At 54.8% G+C, this 12,892-nt stretch carries 13 protein-coding genes and 2 tRNA genes; 7 read left to right on the top strand and 8 right to left on the bottom strand.

The genetic code is table 11. From position 1 onward, the window contains the following. The 3 genes from K8V32_RS00610 to K8V32_RS00600 all read right to left on the bottom strand — a co-directional run. Positions 1-798, bottom strand: a 798-nt coding sequence (locus tag K8V32_RS00610) for a type 1 glutamine amidotransferase family protein (protein WP_303901300.1), incomplete at its 3' end; no start/stop codon positions are given. Between the two features lie 27 nt (positions 799-825). Next, positions 826-1,572, bottom strand: coding sequence for a phosphoglyceromutase (locus tag K8V32_RS00605; protein ID WP_303901298.1), 747 nt, complete (start codon positions 1,570-1,572; stop codon positions 826-828). Between the two features lie 19 nt (positions 1,573-1,591). Then, entirely contained in the window at positions 1,592-1,906 is a 315-nt protein-coding gene (locus K8V32_RS00600; RefSeq protein WP_043056694.1) for a DUF2516 family protein, read from the bottom strand. Positions 1,907-1,974: 68 nt separating this feature from the next. Between K8V32_RS00600 and tmk the strand changes: the two genes are divergently transcribed. The 4 genes from tmk to K8V32_RS00580 all read left to right on the top strand — a co-directional run bounded on the left by tmk (position 1,975) and on the right by K8V32_RS00580 (position 5,478). Further along, positions 1,975-2,607, top strand: a complete 633-nt coding sequence (gene tmk / locus K8V32_RS00595; protein ID WP_303901294.1) for a dTMP kinase — start codon at positions 1,975-1,977, stop codon at positions 2,605-2,607. Then, positions 2,604-3,776 (top strand): DNA polymerase III subunit delta', encoded by a 1,173-nt coding sequence (locus tag K8V32_RS00590; RefSeq protein WP_303901292.1) that lies wholly within the window; start codon positions 2,604-2,606, stop codon positions 3,774-3,776. The genes tmk and K8V32_RS00590 overlap by 4 nt, the downstream gene beginning before the upstream one ends. An 18-nt stretch (positions 3,777-3,794) precedes the next feature. Next, complete coding sequence (locus tag K8V32_RS00585) at positions 3,795-5,330, top strand: alpha/beta hydrolase (RefSeq protein ID WP_303901290.1); 1,536 nt, start codon at positions 3,795-3,797, stop codon at positions 5,328-5,330. Positions 5,331-5,405: 75 nt separating this feature from the next. Beyond that, positions 5,406-5,478 (top strand) — tRNA-Thr (locus tag K8V32_RS00580). Between the two features lie 79 nt (positions 5,479-5,557). Here K8V32_RS00580 and K8V32_RS00575 read toward each other — a convergent pair. From K8V32_RS00575 to K8V32_RS00555, 5 genes are all read right to left on the bottom strand, one after another. Further along, on the bottom strand, positions 5,558-7,078 hold the full coding sequence (locus tag K8V32_RS00575) for an MDR family MFS transporter (RefSeq protein ID WP_303901288.1): 1,521 nt from the start codon (positions 7,076-7,078) through the stop codon (positions 5,558-5,560). A gap of 58 nt (positions 7,079-7,136) precedes the next feature. Then, positions 7,137-7,769, bottom strand: coding sequence for a TetR/AcrR family transcriptional regulator (locus K8V32_RS00570; protein WP_303901286.1), 633 nt, complete (start codon positions 7,767-7,769; stop codon positions 7,137-7,139). A 95-nt stretch (positions 7,770-7,864) separates the two neighbouring features. Further along, positions 7,865-8,584, bottom strand: a complete 720-nt coding sequence (locus tag K8V32_RS00565) for a TVP38/TMEM64 family protein (protein WP_303901284.1) — start codon at positions 8,582-8,584, stop codon at positions 7,865-7,867. 54 nt (positions 8,585-8,638) lie between these two features. Then, a complete protein-coding gene (locus K8V32_RS00560; RefSeq protein ID WP_303901282.1) occupies positions 8,639-9,094 on the bottom strand; it encodes a hypothetical protein in 456 nt (151 codons plus the stop codon). Positions 9,095-9,105: 11 nt separating this feature from the next. Next, on the bottom strand, positions 9,106-10,122 hold the full coding sequence (locus tag K8V32_RS00555) for an NAD(P)H-quinone oxidoreductase (RefSeq protein ID WP_303901280.1): 1,017 nt from the start codon (positions 10,120-10,122) through the stop codon (positions 9,106-9,108). Positions 10,123-10,802: 680 nt separating this feature from the next. Here K8V32_RS00555 and K8V32_RS00550 point away from each other — a divergent pair. The 3 genes from K8V32_RS00550 to K8V32_RS00540 all read left to right on the top strand — a co-directional run bounded on the left by K8V32_RS00550 (position 10,803) and on the right by K8V32_RS00540 (position 12,891). Continuing rightward, positions 10,803-12,530 carry a sodium:solute symporter family protein gene (locus tag K8V32_RS00550; protein ID WP_369681019.1) on the top strand — a complete coding sequence of 576 codons (1,728 nt, stop codon included), beginning with the start codon at positions 10,803-10,805 and terminating at the stop codon, positions 12,528-12,530. A gap of 1 nt (position 12,531) precedes the next feature. Next, the gene (locus K8V32_RS00545) at positions 12,532-12,660 is read left to right on the top strand and encodes a putative transporter small subunit (protein ID WP_303901278.1); all 129 of its coding nucleotides are present in this window, start codon (positions 12,532-12,534) and stop codon (positions 12,658-12,660) included. Between the two features lie 143 nt (positions 12,661-12,803). After that, positions 12,804-12,891 (top strand) — tRNA-Ser (locus K8V32_RS00540). The last annotated feature ends 1 nt before the right edge of the window (position 12,892 follow it).

Here is a 12,892-nt window from a genome sequence, read left to right as displayed (position 1 = left end):
GGCTTGCTGAATGTCTAGCTGGTTTGTGGCAACATCCCACCGCACGGTTTGGGCTAGGGCACCAGTATTGGTTCCCATAATGGACGTGTCGCCCTGTCCCAGATGTGCTGCGGCTGAGTCCAACCAGAATGCGGCCGTGGCATCGCGTTGCAGCCTGCGAAAGGTGGCTTCGGTATCTAACTGGCCCGTCAATGTCCTACTAAATACCGGATGGCGTTGGGCTGTCTGCCGGCGCGTAGTGGCTTGCGGTGCAGTCGCGGTTATTGGTGTTGGTGCCAGTGCTAGGAAATTTTCAAGAATTCGTGTTCCGGCACTGGATTGGAGTGCGGCCGGATCGCAATGCATACCCCAGTGGTACGTTCCTGCGACCCGGTAGATCAACGCGTTGCCGGCGTCGTCAAATGCGTGGAGGTCAAAGCTCCCTGGGTCCATGGCGGTGAGTCGCCAGGCGTGATAGCTGATGAGTTCAACCGGGCTGTCAAGACCTGCCAGGATTCCGGTTCGGGTGTGTTGATGAGTTATTGGTTCGCCATAGACGGGCTGGGCGGGGGCTAGGCTGTCGTGTCCGTACGCTGCGGCGAGCTGTTGATAGCCGGAACCAATGGCCAGTACGGGCAGGTCGGGGAGGTCGAGTAGCCCGGATAAATCCGGGATCTGGGTGCCGTGTGCAATGACGACGTGGCTAAAGTCGGTGAGGTTTAACGCCACCAGCTCGGCGGCAGGTACCATATGTACCGCCCCGAGCTGGTGGGTCAAAATATTGGTGGTGAACCCGAGATTGTCGACGACAAGTATCATGCGGGGCCATTCACGCTACGATGCATGTTATTTGCCTTGGGCAGCGACGGCTGCAGCGCCTGCGGCGGCTGCTGCTGGGTCCAGGAACCGAGCTTCGGCTACAGGTTTCATCGTGTCGTTGAGTTCATACATGAACGGTACACCGGTTGGCAGGTTCAGCTGGGCAATGTCGTCATCGGAAATACCTTCGAGATGTTTGACCAGTGCGCGCAGCGAATTGCCGTGGGCAACAATGAGTACGGTTTTACCCTGTTCCAGTTGCGGGACAATGTTGTCGTACCAGTATGGCAGCAGACGGGTGACAACGTCTTTGAGACATTCAGTGCGTGGCAGGTCCTCGCCCAGGTGCACATAGCGCTCGTCACCAAATTGGGAGTACTTGTGGTCATCAGCCAAGGCAGGTGGTGGGGTGTCGTAGGAACGCCGCCATTCCATGAACTTTTCTTCACCGTGTTCTTCGCGAACCTCGGCTTTGTTCATCCCCTGGAGCGCACCATAGTGGCGCTCGTTGAGACGCCAGCTGCGCTGGGCCGGAATCCACTGACGATCTGCGGCTTCCAGGGCCAGATTGGCGGTGGTGATGGCGCGACGCAGTAGTGAGGTGTAGACGACGTCGGGCAAAATATGTTGTTCTTTGAGGAGCTCACCGGCGCGAGCTGCTTCTGTGCGGCCTCGATCGGTCAGCGGAACATCGACCCAACCGGTAAATTGATTGAGTTCATTCCAAGTGGATTGTCCGTGACGCAGTAAGACCAGTTTCGATGTTGTAGCCATGGCGATGAGTTTACCTCGTTTAATAGGACCACATTTGGAATTCACGCTTCGGCCCGGCCAGGTACACGCCAGCTGCCACAATCGAGGCTAAACCGAATAGTCCCATCCGGCCGCCATACAAAATGGTCAGCGACGCGGAACCGAGCCCGAAGATCAGTGCCGCACCCAGAATAAGTAGCCAGGTGGATTTGGTTTGTTTGGAGTGGTTTTCAAATGACGAAGCGGGTCGACGGACCGCATCGAACATTGCCCAAATCACCATACCGGCGCCGACAAGAGCCAAACCGGCTTGGAGACCATATTCGATCATCAACACCATGCGCAATAAATCCATGGCCCTAGTCTAGCGACTGTGCGGCGGGGTATTAGGCTAGAGAGGGTCAGATTTTGAAAGGTTGTGTCGTGACGGGTCTATTTGTGGTGTTTGAAGGCGCCGATGGGACGGGGAAGTCCACCCAGGTGGATGCTGTTTCTACAACATTACGTGCCGCAGGGCACGACGTGGTGGTGACACGTGAGCCCGGCGGCTCTGTGGTGGCGGAAAAATTGCGCAGCCTCGTGCTGGATCCTGCCCACGAGATGAACCCCATCACCGAGGCTTTGATCTTTGCGGCTGCGCGTGCCGACCATATCGACAAAACCATTGCTCCGGCCCTAGCTGCCGGTCAGATCGTGATCTCAGACCGGTTTGTTGGCTCGTCCATTGCCTATCAAAGCGCGGGTCGTGGGCTCAGCCCAGCAACGATCGTCGATATTAATGCCTATGCCACCGAGGGGCTCACCCCGGATGTCACGGTCGTGTTAGATCTTGACGAAACAGTGGCGGGTCGTCGTCGGGCAGAACGCGCCGAGCTGACCGATCGAATGGAATCAGCCCCCGAGGGTTTCCAGGATGCGGTGCGTGCTTCATTTTTAACCCAGGTACAAGCCGCCCCGGAACGTCATTTCGTTGTGGATGCTGCTCAACCACCCGAGGCCATTACCCGTCAGATCGTCACGCATCTGTCGACTAAATACGGAGTGTGTAGCGCATGAGCAATCCGGTATGGCAGTCCCTGGCCGGTCAGCACGCGGTGATCGAACAACTCACCGCTCCTCAGACGATCATGGCTCCCACTCACGCGTGGTTATTCACCGGGCCACCCGGTTCTGGGCGCACGGTGGCTGCTCGGGCCTTTGCCCAAACACTGCAGTGTGAACAGTCAGACCCTGCTGCTCGTGGCTGTGGGCAGTGTCAGGCCTGCGTGACGATTGCTGCCGGCACCCACGCAGATGTCAATATTGTGACCACCGAAAAAGTGTCCTACGCGATCGAAGACGTTCGCGATCTTGTTGCCACCGCCCACGACCGACCATCGACCGGACGCTGGCGCATCATCATTATTGAAGACGCCGATCGCATGACCGAGCGTGCCACCAACGTCTTACTCAAGGCTATTGAAGAACCACCCGAACGCACCATGTGGATGCTCTCGGCGCCCTCCCCGGCCGACGTGCTGGTGACCATCCGGTCTCGCACCCGGCACATTAATCTGGTTATTCCTGCCGTTGAAGATGTTGCCCAATTGCTCACCGAACGCGATGGCATTGACCCGCAACTGGCACAAGTCTGTGCCCGGGCTTCACAATCCCATGTCGGGGTGGCCCGCTGGTTGGCCCGCTCCCCCGATGCCCGGGAGCGCAGAGACATGATTGTGCACCTGCCGTTGACCATCCGTTCGGCCTCGGCCGCGGTGGAGGCAGCCGAAAACCTGCACAAACTCGTTCAGGCTGAGGCTGAAGCATCGTCGTCGGACCGCAATGCCGCAGAACGCGCAAGCCTGCTGCGCTCATTAGGGTTGAGCGAAGACGAAACCATCCCGCCCAAGCTGCGAGTGCACATTCGTCGCATGGAGGACAATCAGACGGCCCGCAACCGACGCGCCATCCATGATGCCTTGGACCGGGCGATGATCGACCTGTCCGGCATGTACCGGGATCTGCTCTTGGTTCACGTCTCACCCCAGACCGCACTGATTAATGAACATTTGCGCACCAAAGTCGTCGAATACGCCCAAACAGTCACCGCTGAGCACTGCCTGAATGCTCTTGAAGCCATTACCCAGGCGCGTCGCCGTCTGGCCGGCAATGTGCCGCCTCTGTTAGCACTGGAGGCTATGCTGTTAGCGTTTATTCCACGTACCCGCCGCCACGCCCCGTTATAACCACGCAAAGGAAGCTCCGTGTCCAAAACCACTCGAACCCTAGCCGCCCTGGGCGCGATTGTCGCTCTGGTGGCCTCCGGCTGCGCTAGTGACGACGCCGCAGATCCCGCAGCGGGCATGCCAGATACTGTCTCGGAGGAACTGGCGGGATTCTATGACCAGACGGTGACCTGGGATGCCTGTCAGGATGTTGATGATTTTGAGTGCGGCACGGTGGATGTTCCGCTGGATTATGACAATCCAACAACTGACACCATCCAGATTCATCTGACGCGGGCAGCCGATACCGCCGACCAGCAGCCGGTGCTGTTCAATCCGGGCGGTCCTGGTTCTTCCGGGATTTCGTTCGTCCAACAACAAGTCGACCTGATGCTGTCGAAGCGACTGTCGGAAAATATTTCAGCAATTGGTTTTGACCCACGCGGTGTGGGCGCCTCACATCCGGTGGAGTGCATGACCGGTGAGGAATTCGATGAATCTCGTGAATCCCCGCACGATTCCTCGACACCGGAGGGTTGGGAGGAATCCATTGAGCTGACTCGTGAACTTGGCGATCAGTGCTTGGAGCGCTCCGGCGACATCGTCAAGCACGCAGACACCGTATCAGCGGCCAAAGATATGGATGTCATCCGGGCTGCGCTGGAGTTACCGAAGCTGGACTACTTTGGCATCTCATATGGCACCAAGCTGGGGGCCACGTACGCGGAGTTATTTCCTGAGCAAGTCGGCAAGTTTGTTCTGGACTCGGTGTTAGCCCCCAGTGCCGAAACCTTTGAAGTCACCAAGGCCCAGTCGGAGGGTTTCGAACAATCCTTACACCAGTGGGCTGCCTGGTGTGCTGACAGCACCGAATGCAATGTAGGTCAGCCGGGCGACGCCGATTCGGTCCTGGAGGCAGTGAAAGACTTCATTGAACAGGTCGAAGAAGAACCCTTGCAGTATCCTGATGGCCGCACACAACCGGCGTCAGATCTGTTTTTCGGGATTGTCACCCCGTTGTATTCCAGTGACAGCTGGCCACTACTAGCGGAGGCTTTTGAACAGGCGATCAACAACGATTACGCAAATTCCGATTACCAACCGTTGTTTCTATTCTTCGCTGACGCCTACCACGGTCGAGAACCCACCGGCGAATATAACAACAACATGGACGCATTCAATGCCATCAACTGTTTGGACTATACAGCTGCCGAAAAGACCCTTGAGCAAGCAACTGCCGAAGCCGAGGAACTCGCCCAAAACGCGCCCATCTTCGGTCCCGCCATGTCGTTCTCGACCGGGTGCAACGGTTGGCCTGTTGAACCAGTGGAGCCAATTGGGGACACCGTGGCTGAAGGCTCTGACCCAATCGTGGTCACAAATTTGACCTCCGACCCAGCTACCCCGATCCATTTCTCACGCCAGTTGGCTGAGGAACTCGACAACAGTATCCACATCACTGTTGAGGGTGAAGGACACGGCGCCTACTCCCCTACCAATGAGTGCATCACCCAAGCTATTGATGGGTATATCTTGGACGACGAGCTGCCAGAAGACGGTCTCGTGTGCCAGTAACGTTTGGCGTATTTTGACCAATGGCACCAAAACTAGCTATGATCGCTTATCGGACGTTCTATCAACGGCGTCCGCGCCGACTTAGCTCAGCTGGTAGAGCAGCTCCCTCGTAAAGAGCAGGTCACCGGTTCAAATCCGGTAGTCGGCTCTGGTCCCTTGAAGAGGTAACCACCCCGGAGCCCCAACGATTTTGTGGGTTCCGGGGTTTTTATTTTGCTATCTCGCTATTACGAGTCGGCAGAGTCCCTCGTGGCGCCCTCAGGAGCGTTTTTTGGCACGGGGCGAGAACCACGAATAAAGAACGCCCCGATGAATCCGATCGTGGCGATGCTACCCGCCACGAGGAAGGAAATGTTGACACCCTGAATGAGGCCTTCATTGCCGTGAACCGCAGGGTCGAGCGCGGTTTCCGTCATCACGGTTACCAGCACAGCGGTTCCCACCGAGGCCGCTACCTGACGCATCGTGTTGTTTAGCGCTGTTCCGTGTGGGATCATCCGCTGCGGTAACTGATTCAGTGCAGCAGTTGTGACAGGCATGATGACCATGGCTGTACCAAACATTCGAATTGCGTTGAATATTGCCAGATAAGCAAATGAAGTTTCCTGGGTCAGCCCGGTGAACATCAGCGTTGAACCAGCAAGTAACCCGAAACCTGCTACGGCTAACCATTTGGCCCCAAAACGGTCGAAGACTCTACCGGTCAACGGGGACATCAAACCCATGATGACTGCCCCGGGAAGCAGCATGAGCCCAGATTCAGTTGCGGTGAACCCGGCCATATTCTGCATGTAGAGCGGCAGGATAATCATTCCGCCGATCATGGCAATGAACACTGCCATACCCAAAAGCGTGTTCAGTGTGAACATTGGATTTTTCAGGATCCGCACATCCAACATGGGCTGCGACAGCGTGAGCTGACGCCAAATGAACAAACCGAGGCTGATGAACCCGATCACTAGCGGGGCCAGAACTTCAACGCTTCCCCACCCGGTATTTCCTGCGTTGCCGAATCCCAAGAGCATCCCGCCAAAGGCAAAGGTAGACAACACGATAGACAAAATATCGAGCCGCGGGTTCGTTGGTTCAGTAACATTATTGAGAATAAAGTAGGCAATGATCATGTCAATGATTGCTATGGGCAGCATGATCGCAAAAAGCATCTGCCAAGGAAAGTGCTCAACAATCCAACCCGACATGCTGGGTCCAATGGCCGGCGCAAAGGAAATGACCAGCCCGAATGTCCCCATTGCTTGGCCACGTTTATCCATCGGAAAGATAGCAAACAAGATCGTTTGCATCAGTGGCATGATAATGCCACCACCGGCTGCCTGAATAAACCGTCCAGCTAATAAGACCGGATAGGTCGGTGACAGCATGGCTAATAGTGTGCCCAAGGTAAACAGCCCCATGGCGGCAAAGAACAGGCCTCGTGTGGTGAACTTCTGAATCAAAAAAGCGGTCACCGGAATCATGATCCCGTTGACCAGCATGAACATCGTAGTAACCCACTGTGCCGAATTTGCGGTGATGCCGAAGTCTGCCATCAGCGCCGGCAGCGCCGTGTTCATCAGTGTCTGGTTGAGGATCACGACGAATGCCCCGGACACCAACGTGGCCAGAACAACATTTCGGTTCACCGGTTTGCGGCGGCGCGAGTCGTCAGCTTTGAGCTTGGTCTGTTCGTACTGCGCCTTGTTATATCTTGCTTCCACGGTCGGAATAGATCCGGTGATTTCACTAGCCAATAGAGGATCCTTCTCCTTAGAATCTTGCGATGTCGTATCGTTACTTATCTGCCCACCATCAGTCGGCTGGCTGGGGATGTTGCGTCACAAGTCCAAGGTGTTCTAATTGTTTAAACGTCGTCTCGAATAAGTCATATAGTGGCAGCTCATCTTTGCAAACCCACTGGCGTACCGCCACGCGTATCGCGCTCATTGCCACGGCGGCCAGTAATTGCGGTGCGATATCGTCTTGAGCATCCAGGCCCAGGCGTTCGGCGAGCGCGTCAGCAAACATGCGCTCGACCATGGCAATCTTGCCGAGGTGATGTGCCATCAGTGACGGATGATTCTGAGTGAGCCGCTGCCGAGCCAGCACCCGTTCACGATTCACCGGATCCGCACCGAAATAGTCGCTATGTATAACAGCATGGCGAAACGCTTCAAGAGGTGGCTCTTGACTGGGGCGCTCCAATAGTAGCTTGCAGACCTCGTCTGCGCCTTCGGCGGCTTGCGTGACCAAAGCATCTTCTTTGGAGTCAAAGTAGTTGAAAACGGTTCGTGGCGAAACCCCTGCGGCTTGTGCAATAGCCTCAACCGTAAGATTTTCGAGACCATTTTCCAGTGCGAGGTCTAATGCTGCATCCCGGATAGCGCGACGAGTTTCACGTTTTTTCTGTTCCCGACGCCCTAATCCCTGTGCATGCTCTGTCATAGGTTTCAAGACTAAACAAAATATTGCACACGCTGCAAGTTTTTATTCTGGATCTTCTCTCAGCATAGGCACAGCGATATTCCAACAACTTTGCTTCACGGTTTCGGTGCCTGATCTTTGAGCAGCCTCCACCGACGATACGCCCACCACGTCATGACCAGCACAACCGCCCAGCCGATACCAACGACGACGCCGTTTGCTACACCGGGGTTGGAAATGAAACTACCAATGGCCACCAGTGAGACCTGGCCGGGAATGATCGCAAGCGCACTTGCCAATAGGAAATCGCGCTGGCTCACACCAAATGCTCCGCTGCCGTAGTTCACCGGCCAATATGGGAATCCGGGCAACAGTCGTAGCATCACCACGGCTTGGAAGCCGGCACGGTTCAGATGGCGCTCCGCAGTGCGGTAGTGCGATCCCAGTAGTCGTGCGGTGGTGTGTCGTCCTAGCCCTCGGGCGATCCAATATGCGCCCCAGCACCCAATAAAAACGCCGATCATCGACAGGACGCTTCCTTCCAGCGTGCCAAATAATAGGCCACCGGTGACAGCCATAACCGTCACCGGGATGGGGGTGAGGGCCACCAAAGCATATGTTCCAATAAATACTAACCAGGCTGCCCATCCCCAAGAGGCGATCATCTGCTGTAGCGAATCGGCAGAGGGCAGTCGAACGTTGAAAGCCAACCACAACAGGACCAACAGCACGATAATTAAAGCAGTGTTGCGGATGATCGAGTCCCAGTGGATTCCACTATCTGCGGTGGCACGTTCCGGCGCCGGCTGAATAGGACCTTCATGTTCAGAAGCCATGGCTTTACTGTAGCCGCGTCAGGCTGATGCCGCACAGGGCAGGGGTGCTGATACTCACCCGTCGTGGTGAGTCAGCTCAGCGGCTGCCCGAACGGACTCGAGAACTTTTTCAGCGCGCCGTCCAACTGTAGCAATGCCGGCTTGGCCACGCTTATACATCGCTGCGGCTTGCGCAGTAGCTGCCAGATCGTTGGCGGCCCGAGACAAGTACCGATGAACATCATTAGCCCCGGCGGGGACATCAAACTCATGTTCGCCGTAGCGTCGTCGAGCCAACATGCAAACGGTGCGCACCGTGGCCAGGGCCTCGGTCAGGATGTTGCCGGCATTCATCAGTCCGTTGAGTTCTTCCCGCGTGAGGTCGCCGGGTCGCTCAGGGTCGATAATTTGCCAGTATCGATCCAGGGATCGCGCGAAACGGTCATGAGCTTGGCGCCACAACTGGGTGCCAAGCTCCTTATCTAAGGTTTTTGCCTCACGACGGCGTGCAAATGGACGGGGTCTCATCATCTTTTAGTGTCTCACATTGTCAACACAATTTTCCCTACCCGATCCGATTCGCTAAATCGTTCATAGGCCGCAGCTGTCTGGGCTAACGGGAAGGTTTGGGCAATGAGCGGATCGATGGTTCCGTCGGTAAATAATGGCCAAATATATTCGACCACACCCTTGAGAATCTCGCCTTTTTCAGCTGCTGTTCGCGGTCTCAATAGGTTGCCTGTCAACACGGCCTGTTTTGCCATCAGACGCAAAAAGTTGAGTTCACCTTTGATGCCGCCCTGGCTGCCAATCACAACCCATCGACCCCGGTGTGCCAGCGCGCGCATATTGTCGTCTGCATATTGTCCACCAATAATGTCGAGAATAATGTCCACACCGTGGCCCTCGGTGAGTTCTTCGATGCGGTCCACAAAATTTTCAGTTCGATAGTTAATGCCCTGGGCACCCAAAAATTCTGTGTAGGCAACTTTCTCATCCGAACCAGCCGTCGCAATTGGCTTACCACCCATCGCTTTCACCATCTGAGTCGCCATTGTGCCAATCCCACCGGCCCCACCGTGGATCAAGACCCAATCACCGGGTTGGAACTGTCCTGTCATAAACACGTTGAACCATACGGTCGCAGTTGTTTCGATGATGCCTGCTGTTTCAAAAAGCTCAAGCTGATCCGGGGCTGGCACGACTTGTCGGGCATCAACAGCTACATATTCGGCATATCCACCACCTGCTAGCAGGGCACCAACGCGATCGCCGATATTCCATGTCTGAACATCGTGCCCGACAGCAGCAATAGTCCCCGCCACCTCTAATCCTGGGACATCACTGGCACCTTCGGGCACGTTATATCCCCCACTGCGTTGTAAGAGATCGGCATTATTAATGCCAGCTGCGTGCACCTGAATCAATACCTCATGGGTACCGAGATTTGGCACACCAGCAGTTTCCAGTCGGATCTCAGCAGGATGTTGTTTGGTGGCTTTCGTATTTCCTGCTTTCGGGACGAATCGGACGACTTGCATTTTCGACGGTAGCGACATGTTTCATTTCTATATCATCAGCGGAAAATCTTCGATATTGAGTCTTTCACAAGCAGTCATAATCAAACGTCCGTTCCAAGCCGTTACCAACAGGATGACTCTGCTTTCACATATTGTGCGTGGTGCTAGAAGCCTGCCATCAGGTTTCGTCAGTGCTTGAACGCCACCTCAAAAAGGTTATATCGATGCTCCACGAGACAGGCTATTGGTGCTTCAACAAGCACCATAGCGAACAATAATCATGCTTTTACCAGGTGTTCTTATAGCTCACAGCACCCAGGCGGACACTACTTGCCCGATGTCTTTTGTTGACATTCAAGCAACCGTTTTTGCTACTCCACTTTTTCAACGACATACGATACGCACCAGTCGACGAAATGAGCGAAAAGTCGCTATTCACCAGAGTTTGTGTAAAGATGGTTGTCGTTCAGCTGAAACGTTGGAACTCACAAAAAGTTGATTTGACTAGGCGCGCGCCGAAACCATACGGGCCTGTGCTGCCAGTCGAAATCCTGTGTGAGCGACCCCGACATAGCCTGAAATGTGTGTCCACCCTATGGGCGCCATAGCCTCCAAGAGGCAGATCGTAGTGCGTCTTTTTTGCGTGGAAAACGAACCCAGTTGTCGGGCCATTGGGCATCATTTGCGCCCCTATTGGACATTCGAAGGAAAGGAATGACGTGCCGCCTGCATCGCAAGGCCAAGAATTACTCCAAATATCTATTCCTGTTGTAGTGTTGCTGATCGTTCTCTTCTACGGTGGAACCCTGCTGATGTCGTATCTCATCAGCCGTAGGAAAGAGAATGCTGACGACTATATGACCGCAGGAAATAACATCGGTTTCGGTGTCTCTGCGGCTTCCATGACAGCCACCTGGATTTGGGCATCATCGATGTATGCCTCAGCAGAGGCCGGCTATAACTATGGCGTCTCCGGCCCTATCCATTATGGGTTGTGGGGTGCGCTGATGATTCTTTTCATCTATCCCTTCGGAAAGCGCATCCGCCAAGTAGCGCCGAAAGCCCACACGCTGGCCGAGGTCATGTACGCTCGGCATGGTCGCGCATCACAGCTGATGCTCGCCGGTTCAAATGTTCTGGGCTCAACGATTTCACTCACTTCGAATTTCATTGCCGGTGGCGCACTCTTTGCGATTTTGACGCCCCTGAACTTTGGCACCGGCATTGTAGTCGTGGCAGCCGGCGTCCTACTCTACACCTTATGGTCGGGCTTCCGGGCATCAGTGCTCACCGACTTTGCTCAGGTAATGGCCATGTTGGGAGCAGCGGCGATCATTATTCCGATTGTTTTCTTCGCTGCCGGCGGTCCTAGTATGTTTGAGGCCGGTGTGGCCGCAGGGAATGTCACTGCACAACAACAAAGTTTCTTGTCATCTGATGCCTTTATGAACCAAGGCGCCCCGTATATTGCGGCAGTTCTGGCGTATGCCATCGGAAATCAAACAATCGCTCAGCGTTTATTTGCTGTTCGGGAAGACCTCATAAAACCAACCTTTGTCACCGCAACCATCGGCTACGGTGCAACGATCATCGGCATCGGTATGTTTGGGGTGATCGCACTTTATGTAGGGATCGAGCCGCTCGACGGAGATCTCAACAGCTTGATCCCTCAGATGGCAGGCACCTATTTGGGGCCAATCCTATTGTGCCTGGCGTTTATCATGATTATCGGCTCTCTGTCTTCGACGGCAGATTCAGACCTGTCTGCATTATCATCAATCGTCATGGCCGATATTTACGGTCAGGGTAAGGGACGCGGTAAGGCAGATCCGAAAACCATGTTGCTCATTGGTCGAGTGACGATGATCGTTGCCACGGCCACCGCACTTTACTTTGCGACCGCGCGGTTCAGTATTCTGGACCTTTTAGTCTTCGTCGGAGCAATGTGGGGATGCTTAGTTTTCCCGGTGATCGCTTCTTTCTACTGGCCGAAGATCACCAATGCTGCCTTCACAACAGCCGTTTTGGCGGCACTAGCGGTGTTCTTGCCGGTCCGTTTCGAATGGATTCCCGTTGATGGGGTCTTGGGTTACGGCGTCGAGTTGTTATCGATCATTGGAATCGGGGTCATCTTAGGAATCATGGGTTTTGGTTTCTTTGGTATGCGCCCCGCAATAGTCATCGCCGTCGTAGGAATGCTCGCCGTTCTACCATTCGGTTTCAATTTCCTACGCGACTACACTGTGCTGACCGGGTCGCTTGTTGCCTATGCAGTGAGCTTCCTGGTGTGCTACTTCATGTCTTTCCGTTCCAAAGAAGATTTCGATTATTCCATTATTAAGAAGATCACCGGCGATTTCGACACAGAAACAGACGAATCAGCGCAAGTCGGTGCCGCAGCCATGGGCAAATTAGAAAGCACATCCGCCCAGAAATTTGGAGAGTGATATGACTATTGGTTTAACCATCTACGTTCTCATGTGGCCGGTCCTAGTGGTCGCCGTCATGTATTCCATCGCTCGTGGATTTTTCAAAGAGTGGGCTGAAGCCCGCCGCGAAGGGCGCATGATCATCTGATGATCATGTTTTAGCCGCCGGCCACGCCTACCCTGATAGTTGCATCCGTGTAGCAACGATCGTAGGTGTGGCCTCGGCTAACATAGCAATAGCCGAGACGATTATGTTTTCTGTGTGAATCTGAGTAAACTATAACCTCGTCTGGATGGTTGTCCGAGCGGCCGAAGGAACTGGTCTTGAAAACCAGAGGGCGGCGACCCCGTCCCGGGGGTTCAAATCCCCCACCATCCGC

This window comes from Enteractinococcus helveticum, from assembly GCF_020742345.1.
In the GTDB taxonomy this organism is placed as follows: Bacteria; Actinomycetota; Actinomycetes; order Actinomycetales; family Micrococcaceae; genus Yaniella; species Yaniella helvetica_A.
Note: the sequence above shows the minus strand (reverse complement) of the source record. Positions and strands in the feature narration are given on the sequence as shown.